The organism is Pseudomonas spirodelae (genome assembly GCF_034653255.1).
GTDB classification, from domain to species: domain Bacteria; phylum Pseudomonadota; class Gammaproteobacteria; order Pseudomonadales; family Pseudomonadaceae; genus Aquipseudomonas; species Aquipseudomonas spirodelae.
In genome coordinates this window covers 108,780-127,039 of sequence record NZ_JAYEET010000042.1, presented here as the reverse complement: position 1 = coordinate 127,039, position 18,260 = coordinate 108,780, and the positions used below count along the sequence as shown (strand labels likewise).

Genomic DNA, 18,260 nt, shown 5'->3' with positions numbered 1-18,260 from the left:
GCTTAGGCCTGTAATGCTCAGGGGGCTTTGCGCCCCCTGATGCTAGCTAGGAAGATCGTAGCAAGTAGCCCGGACAGCCACCGCAATGGTGGATACATAAAGCGCCACCCACCCTACGGAGCACCGATATTCCTGCGTAGGGTGGACAACGCGAAGCTTGTCCACACAAAGCAACAAGCGAACAAGTTTATTTGCTGTGTCGCCTTTTTCTACTGGTTTCGGCTTTACGCCGAGTCACTTGATTCGCTGCGCTTACCCTTCGGGCCAGCCTGCGGCTGTTACTACGCTTCGCTCCGTATCTCTTTACTCGCGCAGAAAGTAACCAAAGAGAAAGCGCGCCCGGCATCCGAGTTTCGCTGCGCTTAACTTCCCTTGCTCCGGTGCTGTTCCGAGGGTCGTCACGGTGGGCCATCCCTGGCCTAGCGAGTAGCCCGGACAACCGCCGCATCGGTGGATGGATAAAGCGTCATCCACCCTACGCGGTGGTGGGAATTGGTAGCAAGTAGCCCGGACAATCACCGCAGCGGTGGATGGTTAAACCGCTATCCACCCTACGCTCGGCATCCGTAGGGTGGACAACGCGAAGCTTGTCCACCATGGTTAAACGACCCAACCGCTCAAGGATGAGCCGCCATGCCCAACTACCGCCGCGCACGCGTACCTGGGGCCACGTACTTTTTTACCGTCAACCTGCGTGACCGCAGCAGCGATCTGCTGGTCCGTGAAATCGAGCTATTGCGCGAAACGGTGCGCGCAACGCGGTTGCGACATCCCTTTCATATCGATGCCTGGGTGGTGCTGCCCGAACACATGCACTGCATGTGGACGCTGCCACCAGATGATGCCGACTTTGCCTTGCGCTGGAAGGTCATCAAATTCGCCTTCGCCAAACGCTTGCCAATCACCGAAGTACGCACCGTCAATCAACAGCGCCGGCGCGAGCGTGGCATCTGGCAACGGCGCTACTGGGAACACCTGATCCGCGATGAAGGGGATTACCAACGCCACTTCGACTATATCCATTACAACCCGCTGAAGCATGGGCATGTCGAACGGCTGGCGGACTGGCCCTATTCGAGCTTTCACCGCGCCGTGGCACAGGGGGTGTATTCAGAAGACTGGTGCATTGCGCCGGAGCCGGTCGCGAGCGGTTTTGGGGAGTGAGCCTGTAACGCATCAACCACCGCAACGGTGGATGGATAAAGCGTCATCCACCCTACTCGCTGAAGAGACAGCACGGCCTCACCTGCACAGTGCGGGAATGGCTAGTGCGGCGGATTGGCGCTGAGCGGATTTGTAGCCCTAACGTGGTGTGCGAAAAGCACGATGACGGCCATTACAACCGGCTGAACCGAAGCTGTATGGATAGAGCTGAGCATTGGCGTTATTCACGTGCGCGAAGCTGCGCGGACCAAGTAGGGTTTGTTGCGGTTGAACGATGAGAGGCGTGACGCCGCGCGTTACAGACGGCGTGCCCACGTAGGGGGAGCACGCTTAAATAACCGAGGAGGCGCAACCTGCTCGCCCAAACGGTGCCAATGCGGCGGCAACGCGCAACCCTGCTACTCGACAACCGCATGGGTATCGCGCTGCTCAACCCATCCTTCGCAGCGCTGGTTTGGCATTTTTGTCACTTGCCCAGCAGCCAGCCCAACCACCTCGCGGCATGCGCGCTAACGCCTGCTGGGCTTCAGGCTATTTTTTCTTGTCGTCTTTACCCATTTCATGACCAATCACCCCACCAACAGCAGCGCCCACGCCCGTGCACAGCACGCCGCCACATAACAAGTTACCGGCGACGCCGCCGACCACAGCACCACCGGCCGTGGTTTTGTCTTGGTGAGACATATTCGAGCAACCACTCAAACCCAGAGTGGCAAGCAGAGCGCCGGTAAACAGCAGTTTGGACATATTCATGTGATTAACTCCGGTGCAACGTCTTGTGAAATGTACTGACGAGGAGCCAGATTCCACAGAGGACGAGGTTTTATCGTGAATTCGCTGATGGCTGGCGTTCATGCGCCAGCGAGCGCAGAGCATGTAACACTTAATCTGACTCAAACCGCCTTAGAACGTTCACCCCACCTGCATGAACGGCTGGTCGCAGCCAGGTGAAGGCTTGGGGACATTCGGAGGATGGCCGGGCGATTAAGGAGTCAGTGCGGGGAATTGCCGGTTATCTAGAACGCTATGACTGCGGCCGGTTCACTCAGGCAAACGCGGCGCAGTCAGAGCCGGCTCGGGCTATTTTTTCTTCCCATCCTTGCCTATTTCGTGACCAATCACCCCGCCGACCGCCGCACCCACGCCTGTGCACAACACACCGCCGCATAACAAATTACCCGCCACACCGCCGACCACTGCGCCGCCTGCGGTGGTTTTGTCTTGGTGAGACATATTCGAGCAACCACTCAAGCCCAGAGTGGAAAGTAGAATGGCGGTAAACAGCAGTTTGGAAATGCTCATGTGCGTGACTCCAATACGGCGCTTTATAAAGTGCTCTGGCGAATTGCCTGACTTCATAGAGGACGTGGGGCCATTGTGTGCTCATTGTGGGCTGGCGTCTGAGTTATCTCGCATGCCAGACAAATGGCCTCAAATAAACCGCCAGCCGCGCACTCGGCCGCTTCAGCGCCCACCTGGCGTGCGCGGCTAAAGCGGCCCCGTTTGCGCAGTGCAACAGCGCTAGATCTTCACGCAGGCAAACAGCGCATTCCCCGACGCCCCGTCCCACGGGATGATCGCCTGGTAATCATGCGCCAGCACATGCACCTCAAAGTACGGCTGTAGCAGCGCCTGCAACTCGACGAAACTCAGCGCGACCATCGGATGTTCGTCGTGCCATACCTCGGTTTGCCCGGCTGTCACCTTCTCAATCCGCAGCTTCAATAACTGCCGCTCACCCTCGCCTGGGTAATGCCAGCCAGAGCTGAAGGTGAATAGGCCGTGGTCATGTTGCACGCTGTGCTCGGCAAACAGGCTGTTATCGATTTTGCCCTTATCAACCGCGTTAAAGCAGAACAAGCCATTGGCGGCGAGCGCCGCATGCACGCTGGCGATGCAGGCTTTTAGCCGCTCAATGCCAGCGCTGTAGTGGATGGAATAGAGAAAGCAGGTGATCAGGTCCTGCGGCTCGCTCACGCTGAAACTGCACATGTCCTGCACCGAGAAGTGCGCCTGCGGGCAGCGGATGGCGGCCTGGTCCAACATCGGTTGGTTGATATCCAGGCCGCTGCTGGCATAGCCGGCTTCGCTGAAATAGTGCACATGCGGGCCCGTTCCGCAGGCCAAATCCAGGTGGCGACTGCCGGCGTTGCCAAACAACCGCTGCAGCCGATGGATGCTGTGGCTTTGCGCCTGATAGTCGATATCGGCGCACATCAGGTCGTAGTAGTCAGACAGGTCGGTATAGAGGGCGTTAACGGACATAGTGACCTGATGATTAAGGGGCGGTTTTTGCGGGTGGCGCATCATATAGGAAGCCTGCCCCCAGGGAAGCTAGCGTTGCGCCGAGGCGTATGGATTGCACAGGGCGTTGCCTGCTTCGCGCTGCAACAGGCATGTGCCGAGGGCGTTACAATGCCGCCACCGCTAACGCCCCGGAGCCCGACTGATGTTCACCCTCGTACACCTGGACACCCCGCCACCCGAGTCGCTGAAAAGCCAGGTGCTGCAGATGGTGGTGGACTACCTCAGTGACATCAGCCCGGTGTCGCTAACGCCCAGCAACCCGCTCTACCAGCTGTATCAATACGTCATCGGCTACGAGATGCACCTGTACCTGCAGGCTATGGACAGTGAGCAGGCGAGCAGCGCGCGGTTGATCCTCGCGCTGGATGATCAAGACCCGTCGCAGGTGTTGGGCTTTGCCCTGTATCTGCCGGCTAAGGATGACCCCGAGGCCTGCACCCTGGCGTATATGGCCGTGCACGCCAGCCAGCGTCGCCACGGGATTGCCCGCGCCATGCTGCAGCAGATAACCAGCCGCCACCCGCACACCGAGTTGGCCTGTGTGGCGAGCAAGGTGCCGACCTTCGAGGCCATGGGCTTTCAGTTGCTGGCGGCTCACGGCCCGCAAGTGCTGATGAGCACCCGCGCCTATCGCTCGGACGGCCTGGTGGCTGTGCAGGACTTGGCGCCAATCTTCGAATCCACCGAAGTGCGGCAGATCCACGCCTACTTGCTCAAGCAACACGGCAAAAAAGCCATGAGCGACGCGGAGAAACAGCGCGACCGTCAACTCGACCAGATGACTCAGCGCGCATTGGCGCTGGTACACCAACGCCGCGCCTCAGGCTCCGTGCACTGAGGCGCCACACAGCCAAAGCGAAAGCCATGACCACCCTGACCATTTCCGCCGCCTGCCTGTTCGACGCGGCCGGCCGCCTGCTGCTGGTACGTAAACGCAACACCCAGGGCTTTATGCTGCCCGGCGGCAAAGCCGAGCCCGGCGAAGATGCGCTCACCGCGCTAACCCGCGAACTGCAAGAAGAACTCAACCTCAGCCTGCCCGCCGACGCGCTACAACCACTCGGCCAGTTCCACGCTGCGGCGGCCAATGAGCCCGATACCTGGATCGACGCCAGCGTCTTCCAGGCCCGCCTGCCCCATGAGGTTAGCGCCGCCGCAGAACTGGAAGAACTGCGTTGGCTCGCCCCCGATGACGTACCGCCAGCCACCCTGGCACCGCTGCTGCGCGAGCATGTGCTGCCGCTGCTCTGGCCGGCTGCTCACTAGCCTCAAGCCGAGTTAAATGGCGTAGCCGTTAGGTACGCCATACGCCAGAGACCAGGCGGCGTTAGCCATCGGCGGTGAGCGGATTGGCCGCAATAAACTTGATCACCACCTCAGCCAGCACTTCGCCTTGGTCTTCCTGCAAGAAGTGCCCGCCATTCACAATAGTGGTGTGAGCCTGACCTTGGGTGCCGGGGATCAGCTTCTGCATGACTTTGTCGCCCCCGGCGGTGATCGGGTCAGAGTCACTGAAGGCGGTGAGAAACGGCTTATCCCACTTCATCAACACCGCCCAAGCGGCGCGATTCTTCTCGGCAGCAGAGTCTGTGGGGGTAATCGGTACCAACAGGGGAAACTGCCGAGCGCCTTCCTTGTAAGACTCATCCGGGTACGGCGCGTCGTAGGCATCGATCACCGCTTGCGGCAGTTCGGTGGTGGTCGAGCGGTCGATGATCGCGCCTGCCGGAAACTCGGGGACTTTCTGTGAATAGTCCTGCCAGCTCTTGAAGGCGTCACCGGGGTTGTGATCGCCGGTGGGCAACATGGTGTTGGCGGCGACGACGCGGGCGAAGCGCTGTGGGTTCTCCGCCACCAGGCGCAGGCCAATCAACCCGCCCCAATCCTGACAAACCAGAGTGATGTGCTGCAGGTTGAGCTGCTCAAGTACGGCCTGCATCCAGTCAACATGGCGTTGATAGGTGTAATCGCTGCGCTTGCTCGGCTTGTCGGAACGGCCAAAACCAACCAGGTCGGGGGCGATAACCCGATGACCGGCGGCGACCAGAATCGGGATCATCTTGCGGTACAGGTAACTCCACGACGGCTCGCCATGCAGAAGCAGTACCGGCGGCGCATCCGCTGGGCCTTCATCGAGGTAATGCACACGCAGCTGGCCGCCTTCGCCGTCATCAACACTGAGGTAATGGGCGGCAAAGGCATAGCCGGGAAGGTTGTCGAAGCGGCTGTCTGGGGTACGCAGGACGTCCATAGATGGGCCTCTGGCGGTGGGAAAAGGCCGAGCATGGCCCTAGCACCGCCCGCGTTCAACCACGTGCATGACGTGAATACCATCTTATTAAGATGGCTCAGGGTCGCGCACCCGGCACACCCGCACAGCTCGGTTTGCATACGATCCACCCTACAAAACAACGATGGCATAACGCCACAAAACGTCCCTGCAACGTGCATAATGCCGCGACCTAGTCGCGTTAAAGACCTGAACCACGTGCTTGCACACATGCCTCTGCTCGCCACCGGCCTCGCACTCCTGCTCCTTCTAACGGGATCGTTAACCCTGCTGCTGTTCCGGCGTCAGCGGCGGCTACAACAACAGGTGCGCGAGCAACGTGCCTTGCTGGACGCCAGCGCCGATGGGCTGTTGCTGCTCGACCACAAGGGGCTTATTCAGCGGCATAACGCGGCGGCAGCCAGGATATTGAATGCCGACGCAGCACTGCGCGGAACGTCGCTGCAGCAGTGGTTACCGCAACTGCCTGCGCACGACAGCCTGCCCGTGCATCAACGCCTGCCGCTAGCCACAGCCGACGTGGATATGCGCCGCATCCAGCGCGCGGGGCGTGGCGATGCCATCGTGCTCACGCTCGCTACACCTCAGCCAAACGCCCCCGCGGAAGATGCCGAGCGCTTCAAGCGCAGTCAGTATTTCGCCTCCATTGGCACCTGGGACTGGTCCATCGACAGCGACACGCTGTATTGGTCGGAGGCCATCTACGGCATGTTCGGCTTCAAACCCGGCGAGGTCACGCCGAGCTACAGCCTGTTTTGCAGTTGCGTGCACCCGGATGACCGCGAGCAGGTCCGCGCCGGGGAACTGCGCTGCATTGCAACCGGCCACAACCATGACGAGGAATACCGCGTGGTGTGGCCGGATGGCAGCATCCGTTGGCTGCGTGAAACCGGCAATGTGCTCAAGGATGGCAACGGTCAGGCGATCAAGTTGATGGGTGTGGTACGCGACATCACCGAAGAGAAGGCCTCAGTCAGCCAACTGCAAAAACTCGCCCGCCACGACCCACTGACCGGGCTGCCCAACCGCCTGCAACTTGAAGAGCAGATGGCACGTTCACTGGCCCGCGCGCGCAGCGATGGCACGCGCATGGCCCTGGTGTTTATCGACCTCAACGGCTTTAAACAAATCAACGATGAGCATGGCCATGCCGTGGGCGACCAGCTGTTGGTGGGCGTCGCGCAACGGCTGCTGAAAACCCTACGTGAATCAGATTTTGTCGCACGCCTGGGCGGCGATGAATTTGTCCTGATCATCGAAGGGCTGAGCCGCAGCAATAGCCTGCAAGACGATGCTCAGTTGATCAGCGAAAAAATCCTCCAACGCCTGACCCCGCCCATGCAGCTGGGCGCTAGCAACCACCCGATCGGCGCCAGCCTGGGCATTGCCATGTACCCAGAGCACGGCCCCACCATCGACAGCCTGATCCATATTGCTGACCAGGCGATGTACCGCGCCAAGCGCAACGGCAACAACCAGTATTGCCTTGGGCACGACGAAAGCTAACGCCACCCTGGCTTGAGCGTTACCCGAGCTAAACCTGCCAGCGGCTAGGGCGCGCCAAACATGGCCGTCCAGTAAATCCCGGCATCGCTTTTCGGGTCATTGGCATAGGCCGCGCCCAGCTCAGTAAAATGCGGGTTCATCAGGTTGGCGCAGTGCCCGGGGCTGGCCAGCCAGCCGTCGACCACCTTACTCGGCGTGTCTAACCCGGCAGCGATGTTCTCGCCGATACGCTGTCCGCTATAGCCAGCCAGCTCCGCGCGGTCGCCGGGGGTGCGGCCGTCGGGGTCTTGGTGATCGAAGAAATTGCCGTTGGCCATGGCCCGGCTGTGGGCTTCGGCGGTGCTGCCCAGGGTGGCATTCCACTGCAGCGGCGCGGAGGCAGCAAAGGATTGGCTACCGCATTGGCGCGCCGTACTGCGTGCAGTGTTGAGTTGTTCGAGCAGCTTTTGCCCCTCCACCTGCCAATCGCCTAAGCGTGCGCTCAGCAACGGCCGGGCCAACAGGATGCGCCAGTCACGGCCCTGCTGATGGATACCGATATCGACAAACTGCGGATCGAGAACGATTGCGCAGAAACTCTCTTGCAGCACCTTTAGCGCCGCCGCCGCATCCCGCGGCCCGGACAGGCTGATCGCCTGCACATTGACCATTGGGTAACCCGCCGCACTCATCGCCTGCTGCAAATCCCCAGCGCGACCGACCGGCTGCACCAACCGTGGATCAGCCGTTAGCGGCGGCAACTCCGCCGAAGCCCGATCATCACAGCGCTGCACTTCACTGCGGTAGTTGTTGATCAACCCGAGCAGCTGCGCCTCTTCTGCGGCCTGCACGCCAGTGGCGCACAACAGCGCCAGCCCCAGGGCAGCGAACGCCCGAATAAACACCTTGCTCGTCATAATTCCCCTCGACCTGGGCATGCCCACCACTGTGGTCGGGTGATATTGGCGCACCTCGCGCGTTGAAACCAGCCCAGTGCGCAGGCAGCACGGCTGGCGAAATCGGCGGCAGAGCACTTAAACGTAAATGCTGACGCCGCCCCTGGCCTGCAGCCAGTCACGGTAAGTGGTCAGCGAGTCGGTTTGTTCATCACCGTTGTAGCCGACAAAGCTATCGCTCTTGTCGAGGCCTGCGTCGACCAGTTTGTTGATCTGCGCGAGCAGCTTGGCGGCGTCCTCGCGATCCAGTTCAGCGACATCCGGCAGGGCAATTTTCGAGGTGTCGCTGCTCTGCTCGGTTACCGGGCGGAAACGATCGCTGGCAATCGAGTTGCTGGCAACGCTGCTCTCGGCGTTCATTGCGCGCAGCAGGCCACCGCGGCTGTTGGCCACCATGCCGCTGGCAAACCGGCGAATTTCCGCAAGCGGGTCTGGCGCGCTGGTGCTCGGCTTATCCGTACTGCTACTACTGCCTGCAGCCGCTGCCGTGCTGGGTTTGGCGGTGTTGGCGAAGTAGCTCGCCAGCGGCGAACTGTTGGAAATACTGGTCATGGCGAATCCCTGCAAAGGTCAGTTGGCAGGCATTTCTGCAGAATATGGGCCAACCACCTGCACGCCAGTAATGCCGATGCTTTGCGCCTATTCAGCGTGAAATAAAGAGGAAGGCCCTTGCCGCCTCAGGCAGGCGGTTGCCGCAGACAGGCAGTGCCCACTTTTTTGAGGCCCTGAAACGACAGCGCCCCCGCATAAAGCTGCGGGGGCGCGTGGACAAGGGGTTAAGACAGGCCAACTAGGGCCATCATGTTACAAGGCGCGCAATTGCTCCTCGGCGAGGAAGTCTTCACGTAACAAGGCATCCTGACCCGGAATATCAAGGGTTTCATTGGCGGGCAGCGGCGTCGCACGCTTGCTGCGCAACTTGCCGAACTGATGCTCAAGGGCGTGGTGCAGCTTCTCAATGGCACCGTCGATGGACTGTTCCAGCGACTCAGATTTGTGGGTTACAGAAAGCGGCTGCAGGCCTTTTGGCCGTGCTTCAATCTGGCAGCGCTTGTCATGCGCACCAGCTTTGGCACCGTTGTCGTCATGCAGGTGGACAACAATACGCGTCAATTCGTCATCGAAACGTTCCAGCTTGCTGGCAACGCTGGCGCTGACCCATTCAACCAAGCGGGCACTGCCTTCGATGTGGTTATCGCTGTGAACTTGGATTTGCATAAAGCTTTCCTTCTTCAACCGTTCGCGAATGCGTTGCCTACCAAGGCAACAACTCCAGCCTACGCCATTGAGCCCCCCTTTAGGCAAGCCCTAAGACGTTGGTCTTAACCACAAATGTGCCGCGCCGCCCTCCTCAATTGGCTGTAACCCTGATGCACTGTGCATTTGAGCCATGTCGCTGCAAATCAAACAAAGTTTGTCCGCCGCTCGATTTGCAACATTTCTCGGTTAGCCGCCTCAGCCTCTAGCTCTTGAGCCGATATCCGGTTTTGAAAATCAAGCCCACCGCCAGGATGCACAGCAGCAGAAAACCGAGAATCATCACCAGGCTCAGGCCAACGTTAACGTCGGACACGCCGTAGAAGCTCCAGCGGAACGCGCTGATCAGGTACACCACCGGGTTGAACAGCGTTACCGTCTGCCAGGCAGGCGGCAGCATGCTGATCGAGTAGAACGCACCGCCGAGAAAGGTCAGCGGCGTGACGATTAACGCCGGCACGATCTGCAGCTTTTCCCAGCCATCGGCCCAGACGCCGATGATGAAACCGAACAGGCTGAAGGTCAGCGCGGTGAGCACCAGAAACGCCAGCATCCAGACCGGATGGAGGATTTCGAAGTCGACGAACAGCCGAGCAGTGATCAGGATCACCAAGCCAAGAATGATCGACTTGGTCGCCGCCGCGCCGACATAACCAATTAGTATTTCCAGGTACGACACCGGCGCCGACAGCAGCTCGTAGATGCTCCCCGAATACTTGGGCATGTAGATGCCGAACGAGGCGTTAGAAATGCTCTCGGTGAGCAGCGCCAGCATGATCAGCCCCGGCACGATAAACGCGCCGTAACTGACGCCCTGCACCTGGGTCATGCTTGAGCCAATGGCCGAGCCGAACACCACGAAATACAGCGAGGTGCTGATCACCGGCGTGGCAATGCTTTGCAGCAAAGTGCGCCAGGTACGCGCCAGCTCAAACAGGTAGATGGCGCGGATTGCATAGAAATTCATCGACGCGACTCCTGAACGAGGTTGACGAAAATATCTTCCAGCGAACTCTGGCTCGACTGCAGGTCCTTGAAATCGATGCCGTGCTGGGCCAGGTCCTTGAGCAGCTCGGCGATGCCGGTGTGCTCGCTTTGCGCATCAAAGGTAAACACCAGCGCATGCCCCTCATCCGCCAGCTCAAGCGCGTAGCGCGCCAACTCGGCGGGCACACTGGCCAACGGCTGCTGCAGCTGCAACGTCAGCTGTTTCTTGCCGAGTTTGTGCATCAGCGCCTGCTTCTCTTCGACCAGGATGATCTGGCCTTTGCTGATCACGCCGATGCGGTCGGCCATTTCCTCGGCTTCTTCGATGTAATGGGTGGTGAGAATGATCGTCACCCCACGCTCGCGCAGGCCGCGCACCATGTTCCACATGTCGCGGCGCAGCTCGACGTCGACCCCTGCGGTGGGTTCGTCGAGAAACAGAATCTGCGGTTCATGACTCAGCGCCTTGGCAATCATCACCCGGCGCTTCATACCGCCCGACAGCTCGAAGATTTTCGCGTCGCGCTTGTCCCACAGCGACAAATCCTTGAGCAGCTGCTCCAGGTAGGCCGGGTTGGGCTTCTTGCCGAACAGGCCACGGCTGAACTTCACCGTCGCCCAGACCGTTTCGAACACATCGCTGACCAGCTCCTGCGGCACCAGGCCGATCTGCCCACGGGCGGCGCGGTAGTCCTTGATGATGTCCTTGCCGCCCACTAAGACTCTGCCAGCGCCCGGATTAACGATGCCGCAGATGATGCTGATCAGGGTGGTTTTGCCGGCACCGTTGGGGCCTAGCAACGCAAAAATCTCGCCCTGGCGAATATCCAGATTGATGCTCTGCAATGCCGGATGCCCGCTGGCGTAGGTTTTGCTCAGTTGTTGAATCGAGATCACCGCTTGCACAGGACAGCCTCGCTGGGGAAAAACGCAATTGTAGGGAAGTTGCCCGCGCTTGCGCAGTTGCTGATGGTTTATCAGGGCACTGAAGCGACAACTTAGCGCCACAACGTTGAGCGGTAGCGCGCACGGCTGCTAGGCTGGCTGCAGTTTTGCTCATACAAGGAACGCATCATGGCTCTTCGTCACACGCTCGGCAGCCTTAGCCTGCTCGCCCTCCTGGCCGGTTGCAGCTCGCCGCAGCCGGCACAATCCGTGGCAGATATCAGCGGCGACTGCAGCGTCGAGCACCTGCAAGGCATGCTGGGGCAACACGCCAGCGCCAAACAGGTCGAGCAGCTACAGCTCAAGGCCAACGCCAAATATATCCGCGTACTCGCGCCCGGCGATGCAGCCACTCTGGACTACAACCTGCAGCGCTTGAATATCCATATCGATGAAAGCGAAGTGATCACTCGCCTGACGTGCGGCTAAGCCTTGTTAACTAAGCCAAACAGACCGGGCATACTGACGCCCCTGTAACCCAGTTGGCCGCCCGTCTCCATGCGTATTCACGTCACCTTTATCGACCGCGTTGGTATCACCCAGGAAGTTCTCGCCCTGCTCGGTGGGCGCAATCTCAACCTGGACGCGGTGGAGATGGTGCCACCCAACGTCTACATCGATGCCCCGACCCTGCGCCCCGAGGTGCTCGACGAACTGCGCGAGGCCCTATTCAAGGTGCGCGGGGTAAAAGCCGTGACCATTGTCGACATCCTCCCCGGCCAGCGCCGCCACCTACAGCTCGACGCCCTGCTCGCCGCCATGACCGATCCGGTCCTCGCGGTCGACAGCCGGGGCCGCGTGCTGCTGGCCAACCCGGCGCTGCTCGAACTCTGCGGCCAGCCGCCCGAGGGCTTGGACATTGGTGAGTTGTTCGCCGACCCGCAGTTGCAGGCCGAACTACTCGACCAGGGTTTTCGCCTACCGATGCGCGAGATCACCCTTAAGGGCCAGGCCCTGCTGCTCGATGCACAACCGATTACCGAAGGTGTTGATGGCGGCGCGCGGCGCCTGGCCGGCGGCCTGCTCAGCCTGTATGCCCCAAGTCGCATCGGCGAACGCCTGGCGGCGCTGCACCATGATCACGCCGAAGGGTTTGACTCGCTACTCGGCGACTCGGCGCCGATTCGTAACCTGAAAACCCGCGCGCAACGGGTCGCTACCCTGGATGCACCACTGCTGATTCAGGGCGAAACAGGCACCGGCAAAGAGCTGGTGGCACGCGCCTGCCACGCCATCAGCACACGCCGCGCCGCCCCTTTTCTGGCGTTGAACTGCGCGGCGTTGCCGGAGAACCTCGCCGAAAGCGAGCTGTTCGGCTACGCCCCCGGCGCCTTTACCGGTGCCCAGCGCGGCGGCAAGCCGGGGCTGCTGGAACTGGCCAACCAGGGCACGGTGTTTCTCGATGAAATCGGCGAAATGTCGCCGTACCTGCAGGCCAAACTGCTGCGTTTTCTCAGCGATGGCACCTTCCGCCGGGTCGGCGGCGAGCGTGAGGTTAAGGTCAATGTGCGCATCCTCAGCGCCACCCACCGTGACCTGGAAAAGATGGTCAACGAAGGTGCCTTTCGCGAAGACCTGTTCTATCGCCTCAACGTGCTTAACCTCGAAGTGCCGCCCCTGCGCGAGCGCGGCCAGGACATCCTGTTGCTAGCGCGGCACTTTATGCAGCAGGCCTGCGCGCAGATCCAGCGCCTGCCCTGCCGCCTAACGCCAGACACCTACCCGGCGCTGCTGAGCAACCGTTGGCCGGGCAATGTGCGCCAACTGCAGAACGTGATTTTCCGCGCCGCCGCCATCTGCGAAAGCAATCTGGTGCAGATTGATGACCTAGACATCGCCGGCACCGCCGTCGCCGCACACCAGGCCGAAGGCGACGTCAGCAGCCTGGAAGCCGCCGTGGCCGCGTTCGAAAAAGCCCTGCTGGCAAAGCTCTATCCCAACCACCCCTCCACCCGGCAATTAGCCACCCGCCTGCACACCTCACACAGCGCCATCGCCATGCGCCTGCGCAAATACGGGATTCCAAGCAAAGACTGAAACGCGGTTTGTCGGGGAACGGAAAGGGTGTGCGGCGGCAGCCGGCCAACCAACGCGTGCAGTTGCATTGAGCTTTGGTCAGCACCCCGGCGGGCTGTAGAACGCGGCCAATGGAATCACCGCATATGCTTCAATACCAATGGCTGTTCTAAAATTTAAGTAGCGGACTGGGATCGTCTCGTTCAAAAGAAGCGTGTATGCGCTATTGCTACTGCCTGCTGATCGCTGTCGTTTCAGCATTATCTGCCACATACATAGCGCGATGGCTGACTAAACATTTCCCCTCTTTAGGATGCCGCTACAAGGCATTTTGAATAATTCGCAGCAGGCCGGTAGGTCGCCCCAGGGAATGGCAAGGACTCTATTGCGAATCAACATCTACCTAATTCTGTGGAGACGTTAATGTTCAACCGTACCCTTAAAAAGACACTACAAGACCAGAGTGCGGAGCTGTATCTGCTGCGTCAACAGGTTGAGCAGATGGATCGCAGCATGCTCTCTATCAGGCTCGATGCGCAGTTTAACATCTGCGAATTCAACCCTAATTTCGCCAAGGCGCTGGGTTATGCGAATGATCTTCGGGGACGTCCGCTGTCAGCGATTGTTCCGCCTTACGTGAAAAACCTGCCCTGCTTTCACTCATTTAATAAGGCGATTTCAAAGTTTGAGCCGGTCAGTGATGACTACCGCTATCTGCGCGCCGACGGCAGCCTTGCTTGGATCAAGCTGAATTGGTTCCCAATCAAAGACGAGGATGGAAAGCTGTCCCACGTCCAGGGATATGGCAGTGAGATCAGCCAGGCCCTCGAAAAAACAAAAGAAAACGAAGCATTTATTGAGGCGTTAATCCGCTCTACGGCGGTTATCCAGTTCAATTTAGACGGCACGGTTATCACCGCTAATCAGCAATTTCTCACGGCAATGGGCTATTCGCTCGGCCAAATCATCGGCAAACACCACAGCCTTTTTTGTACGCCTGAAGAGGCGGGTTCGCCGCAATATGCCGCCTTTTGGCAGACGCTCAACCGTGGTGAATACGTGGCGGATCGCTTCAAGCGGATCGACAGCAGAGGCCAAGAGGTTTGGCTTGAAGCGACCTATAACCCCGTTCATGACGCCGAAGGAAAGTTATCCAAGGTGGTGAAATTCGCTAACGTCGTGACTGAACAGGTGGCTCGGGAAGCCGAAGTGCGGGACGCAGCAAGCGTCGCGTATGACGTTTCTCAACAAACGGATGTGAGCGCCGTGCGTGGGGCTGAAGTTGTGCAGCAAACTGTTCAGACCATGCAGAGTATTGCTGGGCAGATGCAGTCGGCCACCGAAAGTATTGAGGCGCTCGGCAAGCAATCGTTGTTAATCAGCTCAATCGTACAGACGATTGGCGGTATTGCCTCCCAGACCAATTTGCTTGCGCTCAATGCTGCTATTGAGGCGGCCCGTGCCGGTGAGCATGGTCGCGGCTTCGCCGTGGTTGCCGATGAGGTACGTAAGCTGGCGGGCCGAACCAGCGAAGCTACGGAAGAAATCATCAGCGTAGTGCAACAAAATCAGTCGCTTGCTGAGCAAGCCATGCGGGAGATGTTCAGCAGCCGCGAGCAAGCCGAGCAAGGCCTTGCGCTGGCCAATCAGGCCGGCACCGTGATTGTAGAAATCCAGGACGGCGCCAAACAGGTAGTTGGAGCGGTTGGACGTTTCGCTAACGAATTGCAGTAAGTCCATATAGGGGCGTGACCCATTGCGAACCTGATGATCAGACCGGGCCCGCAAAATGGCGACAGACCATGATTAGTCATCAAAACACTTAGGGATTAGTGCAAAGCTGTATTTGGCCGCTGCAGCCATCAAATCATCACAACCGCAATGACCCATTCACTAAAAAGCCAAGGCCGGATAAATGCCGGCCTTGGCTTTAAACCTTGCAACAGTGGAGTCAGGCTACTGGCCAATCCTCCAGCAACGCGGCTGACTCAGAGGGCGAACTTCTGCAGGTTGGCCATCATCTCTTTCATCGCTTCGATATTGTCTTTCGGGTGGGCGGCACCTTCGAAGTCGCAGATCTGCGCAAAGTTGGCCGCGACGTCTTCCGGGCTATAGCCTTCACGCGGGTCGAAACCGGCGCCCAGGCTGCGCTCCCAACGCACTTTACCCATCCAACCGCCGCCAACTTCGAACAGGCCGGAGGTTTCTTCACAGGCATTGCTCGCCAGGTACACCACCAGCGGGCTGACCAGCTCAGGCTTGAGCTGTTCGAACACCTGCGGTGGAATCAGCCCTTCGGTCATGCGCGTACCGCCGGTGGGGGCGATGGCGTTGACCAGGATATTGTTCTTGCGCCCTTCAATCGCCAGGGTGCGCGTCAGGCCGTACAAACCAAGTTTGGCCATGCCGTAGTTAGACTGGCCGAAGTTGCCGTAGATGCCTGAAGTGGAGGCCGTGAAAATCACCCGGCCATAGCCCTGCTCGCGCATGTGCGGCCAGGCCGCGCGGGTGACCTTGTAGGCGCCTTCAACGTGGACCTTGTAGACCAGGTCCCAGTCGGCGTCTTCCATCTTGTGAAAGGTTTTGTCGCGCAGAATGCCGGCGTTGTTGACCACCACATCGATACGACCGAAGGTGTCCAGTGCACACTGCACGATTTTCTCGCCGTCGGTCACCGAGTCATGGTTGGCTATGGCGGTGCCGCCAGCCGCGCGGATTTCCTCAACCACCTTGTCGGCCGCCGAGGCGTTAGCGCCTTCGCCGTGGGTGCTGCCGCCGAGATCGTTAACCACCACTTTGGCGCCGTGTTTGGCGAAGAGCAGCGCATGGGCGCGACCCAGGCCACCACCTGCACCGGTGACGATTACAACCTGGTCTTGAAAACGGATGGCGTCGCTCATGCAGCATTCCTCAGCAGATTAACAATGCTCCGAGTGTCTAGCAGGCGCGCGCTGGTCACAATAGACACGAGCCGCGCTGAATGGTGCGCGATAAAGCAGCGGGATAATCACGCCGGGCGGCGCTGACAGCGCCGCATAACAGCTTCAGGCACTGCCACAGCGCTCGCGCCGTTTGACTACCCCACTGCCAAGGCCTGGCGAAAGGCCAAATAGTGCTGCAAAACCTGCTCGGGGGCCTCGATTTGCGGATAATGGCCAATGCCAGCAAGCAGCACCGTGTCGGCATCGGCGATCAACGCCCGATAACGCGCGACCATATGTGCGCCGGAAATCGGATCCGCCGCACCATCAATCACCCGCAGCGCCACCCCGCCTTTTTGCATGGCCGACACCCAACGCTCACGGTGCACGCGGCGCTCGGGCATGTAGCGAATCAAGCGATGCATCACTGCTGGGCCATGGTTTTCGGCGATCAGGCTCCAAAAGTCATCCAACTCGCTTTCACTCGGTTGAGTCTGCGGGCCGAAGATGCGGGCAAAACTGGCTGCCAGCTTCTGGCGACTGAACAGCCGGCCGACCAGCGGACCGATGGGGCTGAGCAGCAGCTTCTGCACCAACACCGGCCGGTGCGTTTCTGGGAACAAGCCACCATTGAGAAACACGCAGCTGGCCAGCTTGAAGCGCTGCTCGTGATGCCGGGCCAGTAACTCCTGGGCCACGCTGTCGCCATAGTCATGGGCCAGTACGTGCACCGGGCCGGTGATGTGCAGATGCTCAAGCAGCGCCTGCTGCAGGTCAGCTTGCTGCAGCAGGCTGTAAGCATGCCCGCGCGGCTTGGCCGAGTCGCCAAAGCCGAGCATGTCGCAGGCAATCAGCCGATAACGCGCGGCCAATGGCGCCCACAGGTAATGCCAATCCCAACTGGCGGTGGGAAACCCATGGATCAACAGCAGCGGCTCGGCGTGTTCATCACCCGCCACCCAGTAGCGCATGGCATGCCCCTGGAAGTTGAAGCCCAAACCCTGGGCGCGCCACGCCGCTAAAGCAATACCGGGCAAGGCACTCATGCGTCGTAACCTGGCATCTGCTGATCGAGCTTGCGCAGCAACGCTGGCCAGGCCAGCGAACCACCCATGCCTTGCGCGCTTTTCATCACGCCCGCGACCATAGCCTTGGCGCCGTTAAGAATCTGCTGCGGGATATGAATCAGCTCAGCGCCGCCACTTTGCGCCATGACTTGAATCTCGCAGGCGCGCTGCAGGGTGAACATCATCAGAAAGGTATCGGCAATGCTATTGGAGGCCGTGAGCAACCCATGGTTAGGCAGGATCATAAAATTCTTGTCGCCCAAATCGGCCTGCAGGCGCGCCTTCTCATCGTGATTCAGCGCCACGCCCTCATAGCCGTGATAGGCCAGGCTGGACAATACAAACAGCGATTGCTGCGACAACGGCAATAAGCCCTGCTTTTGCGCTGACACGGCAATCCCGGCAGCCGTGTGGATATGCACCACACAAGCGACATCGTGGCGCACTTCATGCACCGCGCTGTGGATGGTGTAACCGGCGGGGTTTATATCGAACGGGCTGTCCATCAGCTTATTACCGGCAAGATCAATCTTTACCAGGCTGGAGGCCGTGATCTCATGGAACATCAGGCCGAAGGGGTTGATCAAAAACTCTTCGCTGCCGGGAATCTTCGCCGAGATGTGGGTAAAGATCAGGTCATCCCAGCCATGCAGGGCAATCAAGCGGTAACACGCAGCCAGGTCAACGCGGGTCTGCCACTCGGCGGCAGAGACTTGATCCTTGAGGCTTACAGCAGGCAGGGCGTGGGCGACGGTCATGGCAGATTCCTCGGCAATTCTTGTTAGAAGTGCCAAGCAGTCTAGCGAGCGTAACGGGAAAGATAAGTCGCCCTGGCGGCCAGCCTGCTGACCTTAGAGGTCAGCCG

The 18,260-nt window shown here is 59.7% G+C and carries 19 protein-coding genes and 1 pseudogene; 8 read left to right on the top strand and 12 right to left on the bottom strand.

What is annotated here, in order from left to right:
* Positions 1-633 precede the first annotated feature (633 nt).
* Positions 634-1,164, top strand: a complete 531-nt coding sequence (locus tag SOP97_RS14405) for an REP-associated tyrosine transposase (protein ID WP_322949762.1) — start codon at positions 634-636, stop codon at positions 1,162-1,164.
* A 531-nt stretch (positions 1,165-1,695) separates the two neighbouring features.
* Here the strand turns inward: SOP97_RS14405 and SOP97_RS14400 are convergent.
* The 3 genes from SOP97_RS14400 to SOP97_RS14390 form a co-directional block, all read right to left on the bottom strand.
* Positions 1,696-1,917, bottom strand: coding sequence for a glycine zipper 2TM domain-containing protein (locus tag SOP97_RS14400; RefSeq protein WP_274089582.1), 222 nt, complete (start codon positions 1,915-1,917; stop codon positions 1,696-1,698).
* 327 nt (positions 1,918-2,244) lie between these two features.
* A complete protein-coding gene (locus SOP97_RS14395) occupies positions 2,245-2,466 on the bottom strand; it encodes a glycine zipper 2TM domain-containing protein (RefSeq protein WP_322949760.1) in 222 nt (73 codons plus the stop codon).
* A 219-nt stretch (positions 2,467-2,685) separates the two neighbouring features.
* The gene (locus SOP97_RS14390; protein ID WP_322949759.1) at positions 2,686-3,429 is read right to left on the bottom strand and encodes a class I SAM-dependent DNA methyltransferase; all 744 of its coding nucleotides are present in this window, start codon (positions 3,427-3,429) and stop codon (positions 2,686-2,688) included.
* A gap of 184 nt (positions 3,430-3,613) precedes the next feature.
* Here SOP97_RS14390 and SOP97_RS14385 point away from each other — a divergent pair, with 184 nt between their 5' ends.
* Together SOP97_RS14385 and SOP97_RS14380 are read left to right on the top strand one after the other, a co-directional pair.
* The gene (locus SOP97_RS14385; RefSeq protein ID WP_322949758.1) at positions 3,614-4,309 is read left to right on the top strand and encodes a GNAT family N-acetyltransferase; all 696 of its coding nucleotides are present in this window, start codon (positions 3,614-3,616) and stop codon (positions 4,307-4,309) included.
* Between the two features lie 26 nt (positions 4,310-4,335).
* Positions 4,336-4,737 carry an NUDIX hydrolase gene (locus SOP97_RS14380; protein ID WP_322949757.1) on the top strand — a complete coding sequence of 134 codons (402 nt, stop codon included), beginning with the start codon at positions 4,336-4,338 and terminating at the stop codon, positions 4,735-4,737.
* A 61-nt stretch (positions 4,738-4,798) separates the two neighbouring features.
* Here the strand turns inward: SOP97_RS14380 and SOP97_RS14375 are convergent, their stop codons facing one another.
* A complete protein-coding gene (locus SOP97_RS14375) occupies positions 4,799-5,722 on the bottom strand; it encodes a haloalkane dehalogenase (protein WP_322949755.1) in 924 nt (307 codons plus the stop codon).
* A 249-nt stretch (positions 5,723-5,971) separates the two neighbouring features.
* On the opposite strand from SOP97_RS14375, the gene SOP97_RS14370 reads away from it, so the two are divergent.
* The gene (locus SOP97_RS14370) at positions 5,972-7,267 is read left to right on the top strand and encodes a diguanylate cyclase domain-containing protein (protein WP_322949753.1); all 1,296 of its coding nucleotides are present in this window, start codon (positions 5,972-5,974) and stop codon (positions 7,265-7,267) included.
* Between the two features lie 44 nt (positions 7,268-7,311).
* On the opposite strand, the gene SOP97_RS14365 is transcribed toward SOP97_RS14370, so the two are convergent.
* The 5 genes from SOP97_RS14365 to SOP97_RS14345 all read right to left on the bottom strand — a co-directional run bounded on the left by SOP97_RS14365 (position 7,312) and on the right by SOP97_RS14345 (position 11,352).
* On the bottom strand, positions 7,312-8,163 hold the full coding sequence (locus SOP97_RS14365; protein ID WP_411912070.1) for a CAP domain-containing protein: 852 nt from the start codon (positions 8,161-8,163) through the stop codon (positions 7,312-7,314).
* 117 nt (positions 8,164-8,280) lie between these two features.
* Positions 8,281-8,754 (bottom strand): hypothetical protein, encoded by a 474-nt coding sequence (locus SOP97_RS14360; RefSeq protein ID WP_322949751.1) that lies wholly within the window; start codon positions 8,752-8,754, stop codon positions 8,281-8,283.
* Between the two features lie 252 nt (positions 8,755-9,006).
* Complete coding sequence (locus SOP97_RS14355) at positions 9,007-9,420, bottom strand: HPF/RaiA family ribosome-associated protein (protein ID WP_274089591.1); 414 nt, start codon at positions 9,418-9,420, stop codon at positions 9,007-9,009.
* Between the two features lie 244 nt (positions 9,421-9,664).
* A complete protein-coding gene (locus tag SOP97_RS14350; protein WP_274089592.1) occupies positions 9,665-10,426 on the bottom strand; it encodes an ABC transporter permease in 762 nt (253 codons plus the stop codon).
* Positions 10,423-11,352: an ABC transporter ATP-binding protein gene (locus SOP97_RS14345; RefSeq protein ID WP_322949749.1), complete on the bottom strand. Its 930-nt coding sequence runs from the start codon at positions 11,350-11,352 to the stop codon at positions 10,423-10,425. The genes SOP97_RS14350 and SOP97_RS14345 overlap by 4 nt, the downstream gene beginning before the upstream one ends.
* Before the next feature lie 168 nt (positions 11,353-11,520).
* Between SOP97_RS14345 and SOP97_RS14340 the strand changes: the two genes are divergently transcribed.
* From SOP97_RS14340 to SOP97_RS20435, 4 genes and pseudogenes are all read left to right on the top strand, one after another.
* A complete protein-coding gene (locus tag SOP97_RS14340; protein WP_322949748.1) occupies positions 11,521-11,820 on the top strand; it encodes an I78 family peptidase inhibitor in 300 nt (99 codons plus the stop codon).
* A gap of 69 nt (positions 11,821-11,889) precedes the next feature.
* On the top strand, positions 11,890-13,428 hold the full coding sequence (locus tag SOP97_RS14335) for a sigma-54-dependent transcriptional regulator (RefSeq protein WP_322949746.1): 1,539 nt from the start codon (positions 11,890-11,892) through the stop codon (positions 13,426-13,428).
* A gap of 402 nt (positions 13,429-13,830) precedes the next feature.
* Positions 13,831-14,601 (top strand): annotated as a pseudogene (locus SOP97_RS20440) (PAS domain-containing protein); the annotation flags it as partial.
* Positions 14,587-15,141 carry a methyl-accepting chemotaxis protein gene (locus tag SOP97_RS20435; protein ID WP_411912071.1) on the top strand — a complete coding sequence of 185 codons (555 nt, stop codon included), beginning with the start codon at positions 14,587-14,589 and terminating at the stop codon, positions 15,139-15,141. The pseudogene SOP97_RS20440 and the gene SOP97_RS20435, both read left to right, overlap by 15 nt.
* A 254-nt stretch (positions 15,142-15,395) precedes the next feature.
* Here SOP97_RS20435 and SOP97_RS14325 read toward each other — a convergent pair whose 3' ends face one another.
* The 3 genes from SOP97_RS14325 to SOP97_RS14315 all read right to left on the bottom strand — a co-directional run bounded on the left by SOP97_RS14325 (position 15,396) and on the right by SOP97_RS14315 (position 18,153).
* Positions 15,396-16,307, bottom strand: a complete 912-nt coding sequence (locus SOP97_RS14325) for an SDR family oxidoreductase (protein ID WP_322949742.1) — start codon at positions 16,305-16,307, stop codon at positions 15,396-15,398.
* A gap of 176 nt (positions 16,308-16,483) precedes the next feature.
* A complete protein-coding gene (locus SOP97_RS14320; protein WP_322949741.1) occupies positions 16,484-17,374 on the bottom strand; it encodes an alpha/beta fold hydrolase in 891 nt (296 codons plus the stop codon).
* Positions 17,371-18,153 carry a class II aldolase/adducin family protein gene (locus SOP97_RS14315; RefSeq protein WP_322949739.1) on the bottom strand — a complete coding sequence of 261 codons (783 nt, stop codon included), beginning with the start codon at positions 18,151-18,153 and terminating at the stop codon, positions 17,371-17,373. Before SOP97_RS14315 ends, SOP97_RS14320 begins: the two co-directional genes overlap by 4 nt.
* Positions 18,154-18,260 lie beyond the last annotated feature (107 nt).

Coding starts and splice junctions, on each gene's coding strand:
- SOP97_RS14350 (WP_274089592.1), bottom strand. CDS start 10,426: ATGAATTTCTATGCAATCCGCGCCATCTACCTGTTTGAGCTGGCGCGT.
- SOP97_RS14320 (WP_322949741.1), bottom strand. CDS start 17,374: ATGAGTGCCTTGCCCGGTATTGCTTTAGCGGCGTGGCGCGCCCAGGGT.
- SOP97_RS14405 (WP_322949762.1), top strand. CDS start 634: ATGCCCAACTACCGCCGCGCACGCGTACCTGGGGCCACGTACTTTTTT.
- SOP97_RS14340 (WP_322949748.1), top strand. CDS start 11,521: ATGGCTCTTCGTCACACGCTCGGCAGCCTTAGCCTGCTCGCCCTCCTG.
- SOP97_RS14355 (WP_274089591.1), bottom strand. CDS start 9,420: ATGCAAATCCAAGTTCACAGCGATAACCACATCGAAGGCAGTGCCCGC.
- SOP97_RS14365 (WP_411912070.1), bottom strand. CDS start 8,163: ATGACGAGCAAGGTGTTTATTCGGGCGTTCGCTGCCCTGGGGCTGGCG.
- SOP97_RS14370 (WP_322949753.1), top strand. CDS start 5,972: ATGCCTCTGCTCGCCACCGGCCTCGCACTCCTGCTCCTTCTAACGGGA.
- SOP97_RS14325 (WP_322949742.1), bottom strand. CDS start 16,307: ATGAGCGACGCCATCCGTTTTCAAGACCAGGTTGTAATCGTCACCGGT.
- SOP97_RS14385 (WP_322949758.1), top strand. CDS start 3,614: ATGTTCACCCTCGTACACCTGGACACCCCGCCACCCGAGTCGCTGAAA.
- SOP97_RS14380 (WP_322949757.1), top strand. CDS start 4,336: ATGACCACCCTGACCATTTCCGCCGCCTGCCTGTTCGACGCGGCCGGC.
- SOP97_RS14375 (WP_322949755.1), bottom strand. CDS start 5,722: ATGGACGTCCTGCGTACCCCAGACAGCCGCTTCGACAACCTTCCCGGC.
- SOP97_RS14390 (WP_322949759.1), bottom strand. CDS start 3,429: ATGTCCGTTAACGCCCTCTATACCGACCTGTCTGACTACTACGACCTG.
- SOP97_RS14315 (WP_322949739.1), bottom strand. CDS start 18,153: ATGACCGTCGCCCACGCCCTGCCTGCTGTAAGCCTCAAGGATCAAGTC.
- SOP97_RS14395 (WP_322949760.1), bottom strand. CDS start 2,466: ATGAGCATTTCCAAACTGCTGTTTACCGCCATTCTACTTTCCACTCTG.
- SOP97_RS14335 (WP_322949746.1), top strand. CDS start 11,890: ATGCGTATTCACGTCACCTTTATCGACCGCGTTGGTATCACCCAGGAA.
- SOP97_RS14360 (WP_322949751.1), bottom strand. CDS start 8,754: ATGACCAGTATTTCCAACAGTTCGCCGCTGGCGAGCTACTTCGCCAAC.
- SOP97_RS14400 (WP_274089582.1), bottom strand. CDS start 1,917: ATGAATATGTCCAAACTGCTGTTTACCGGCGCTCTGCTTGCCACTCTG.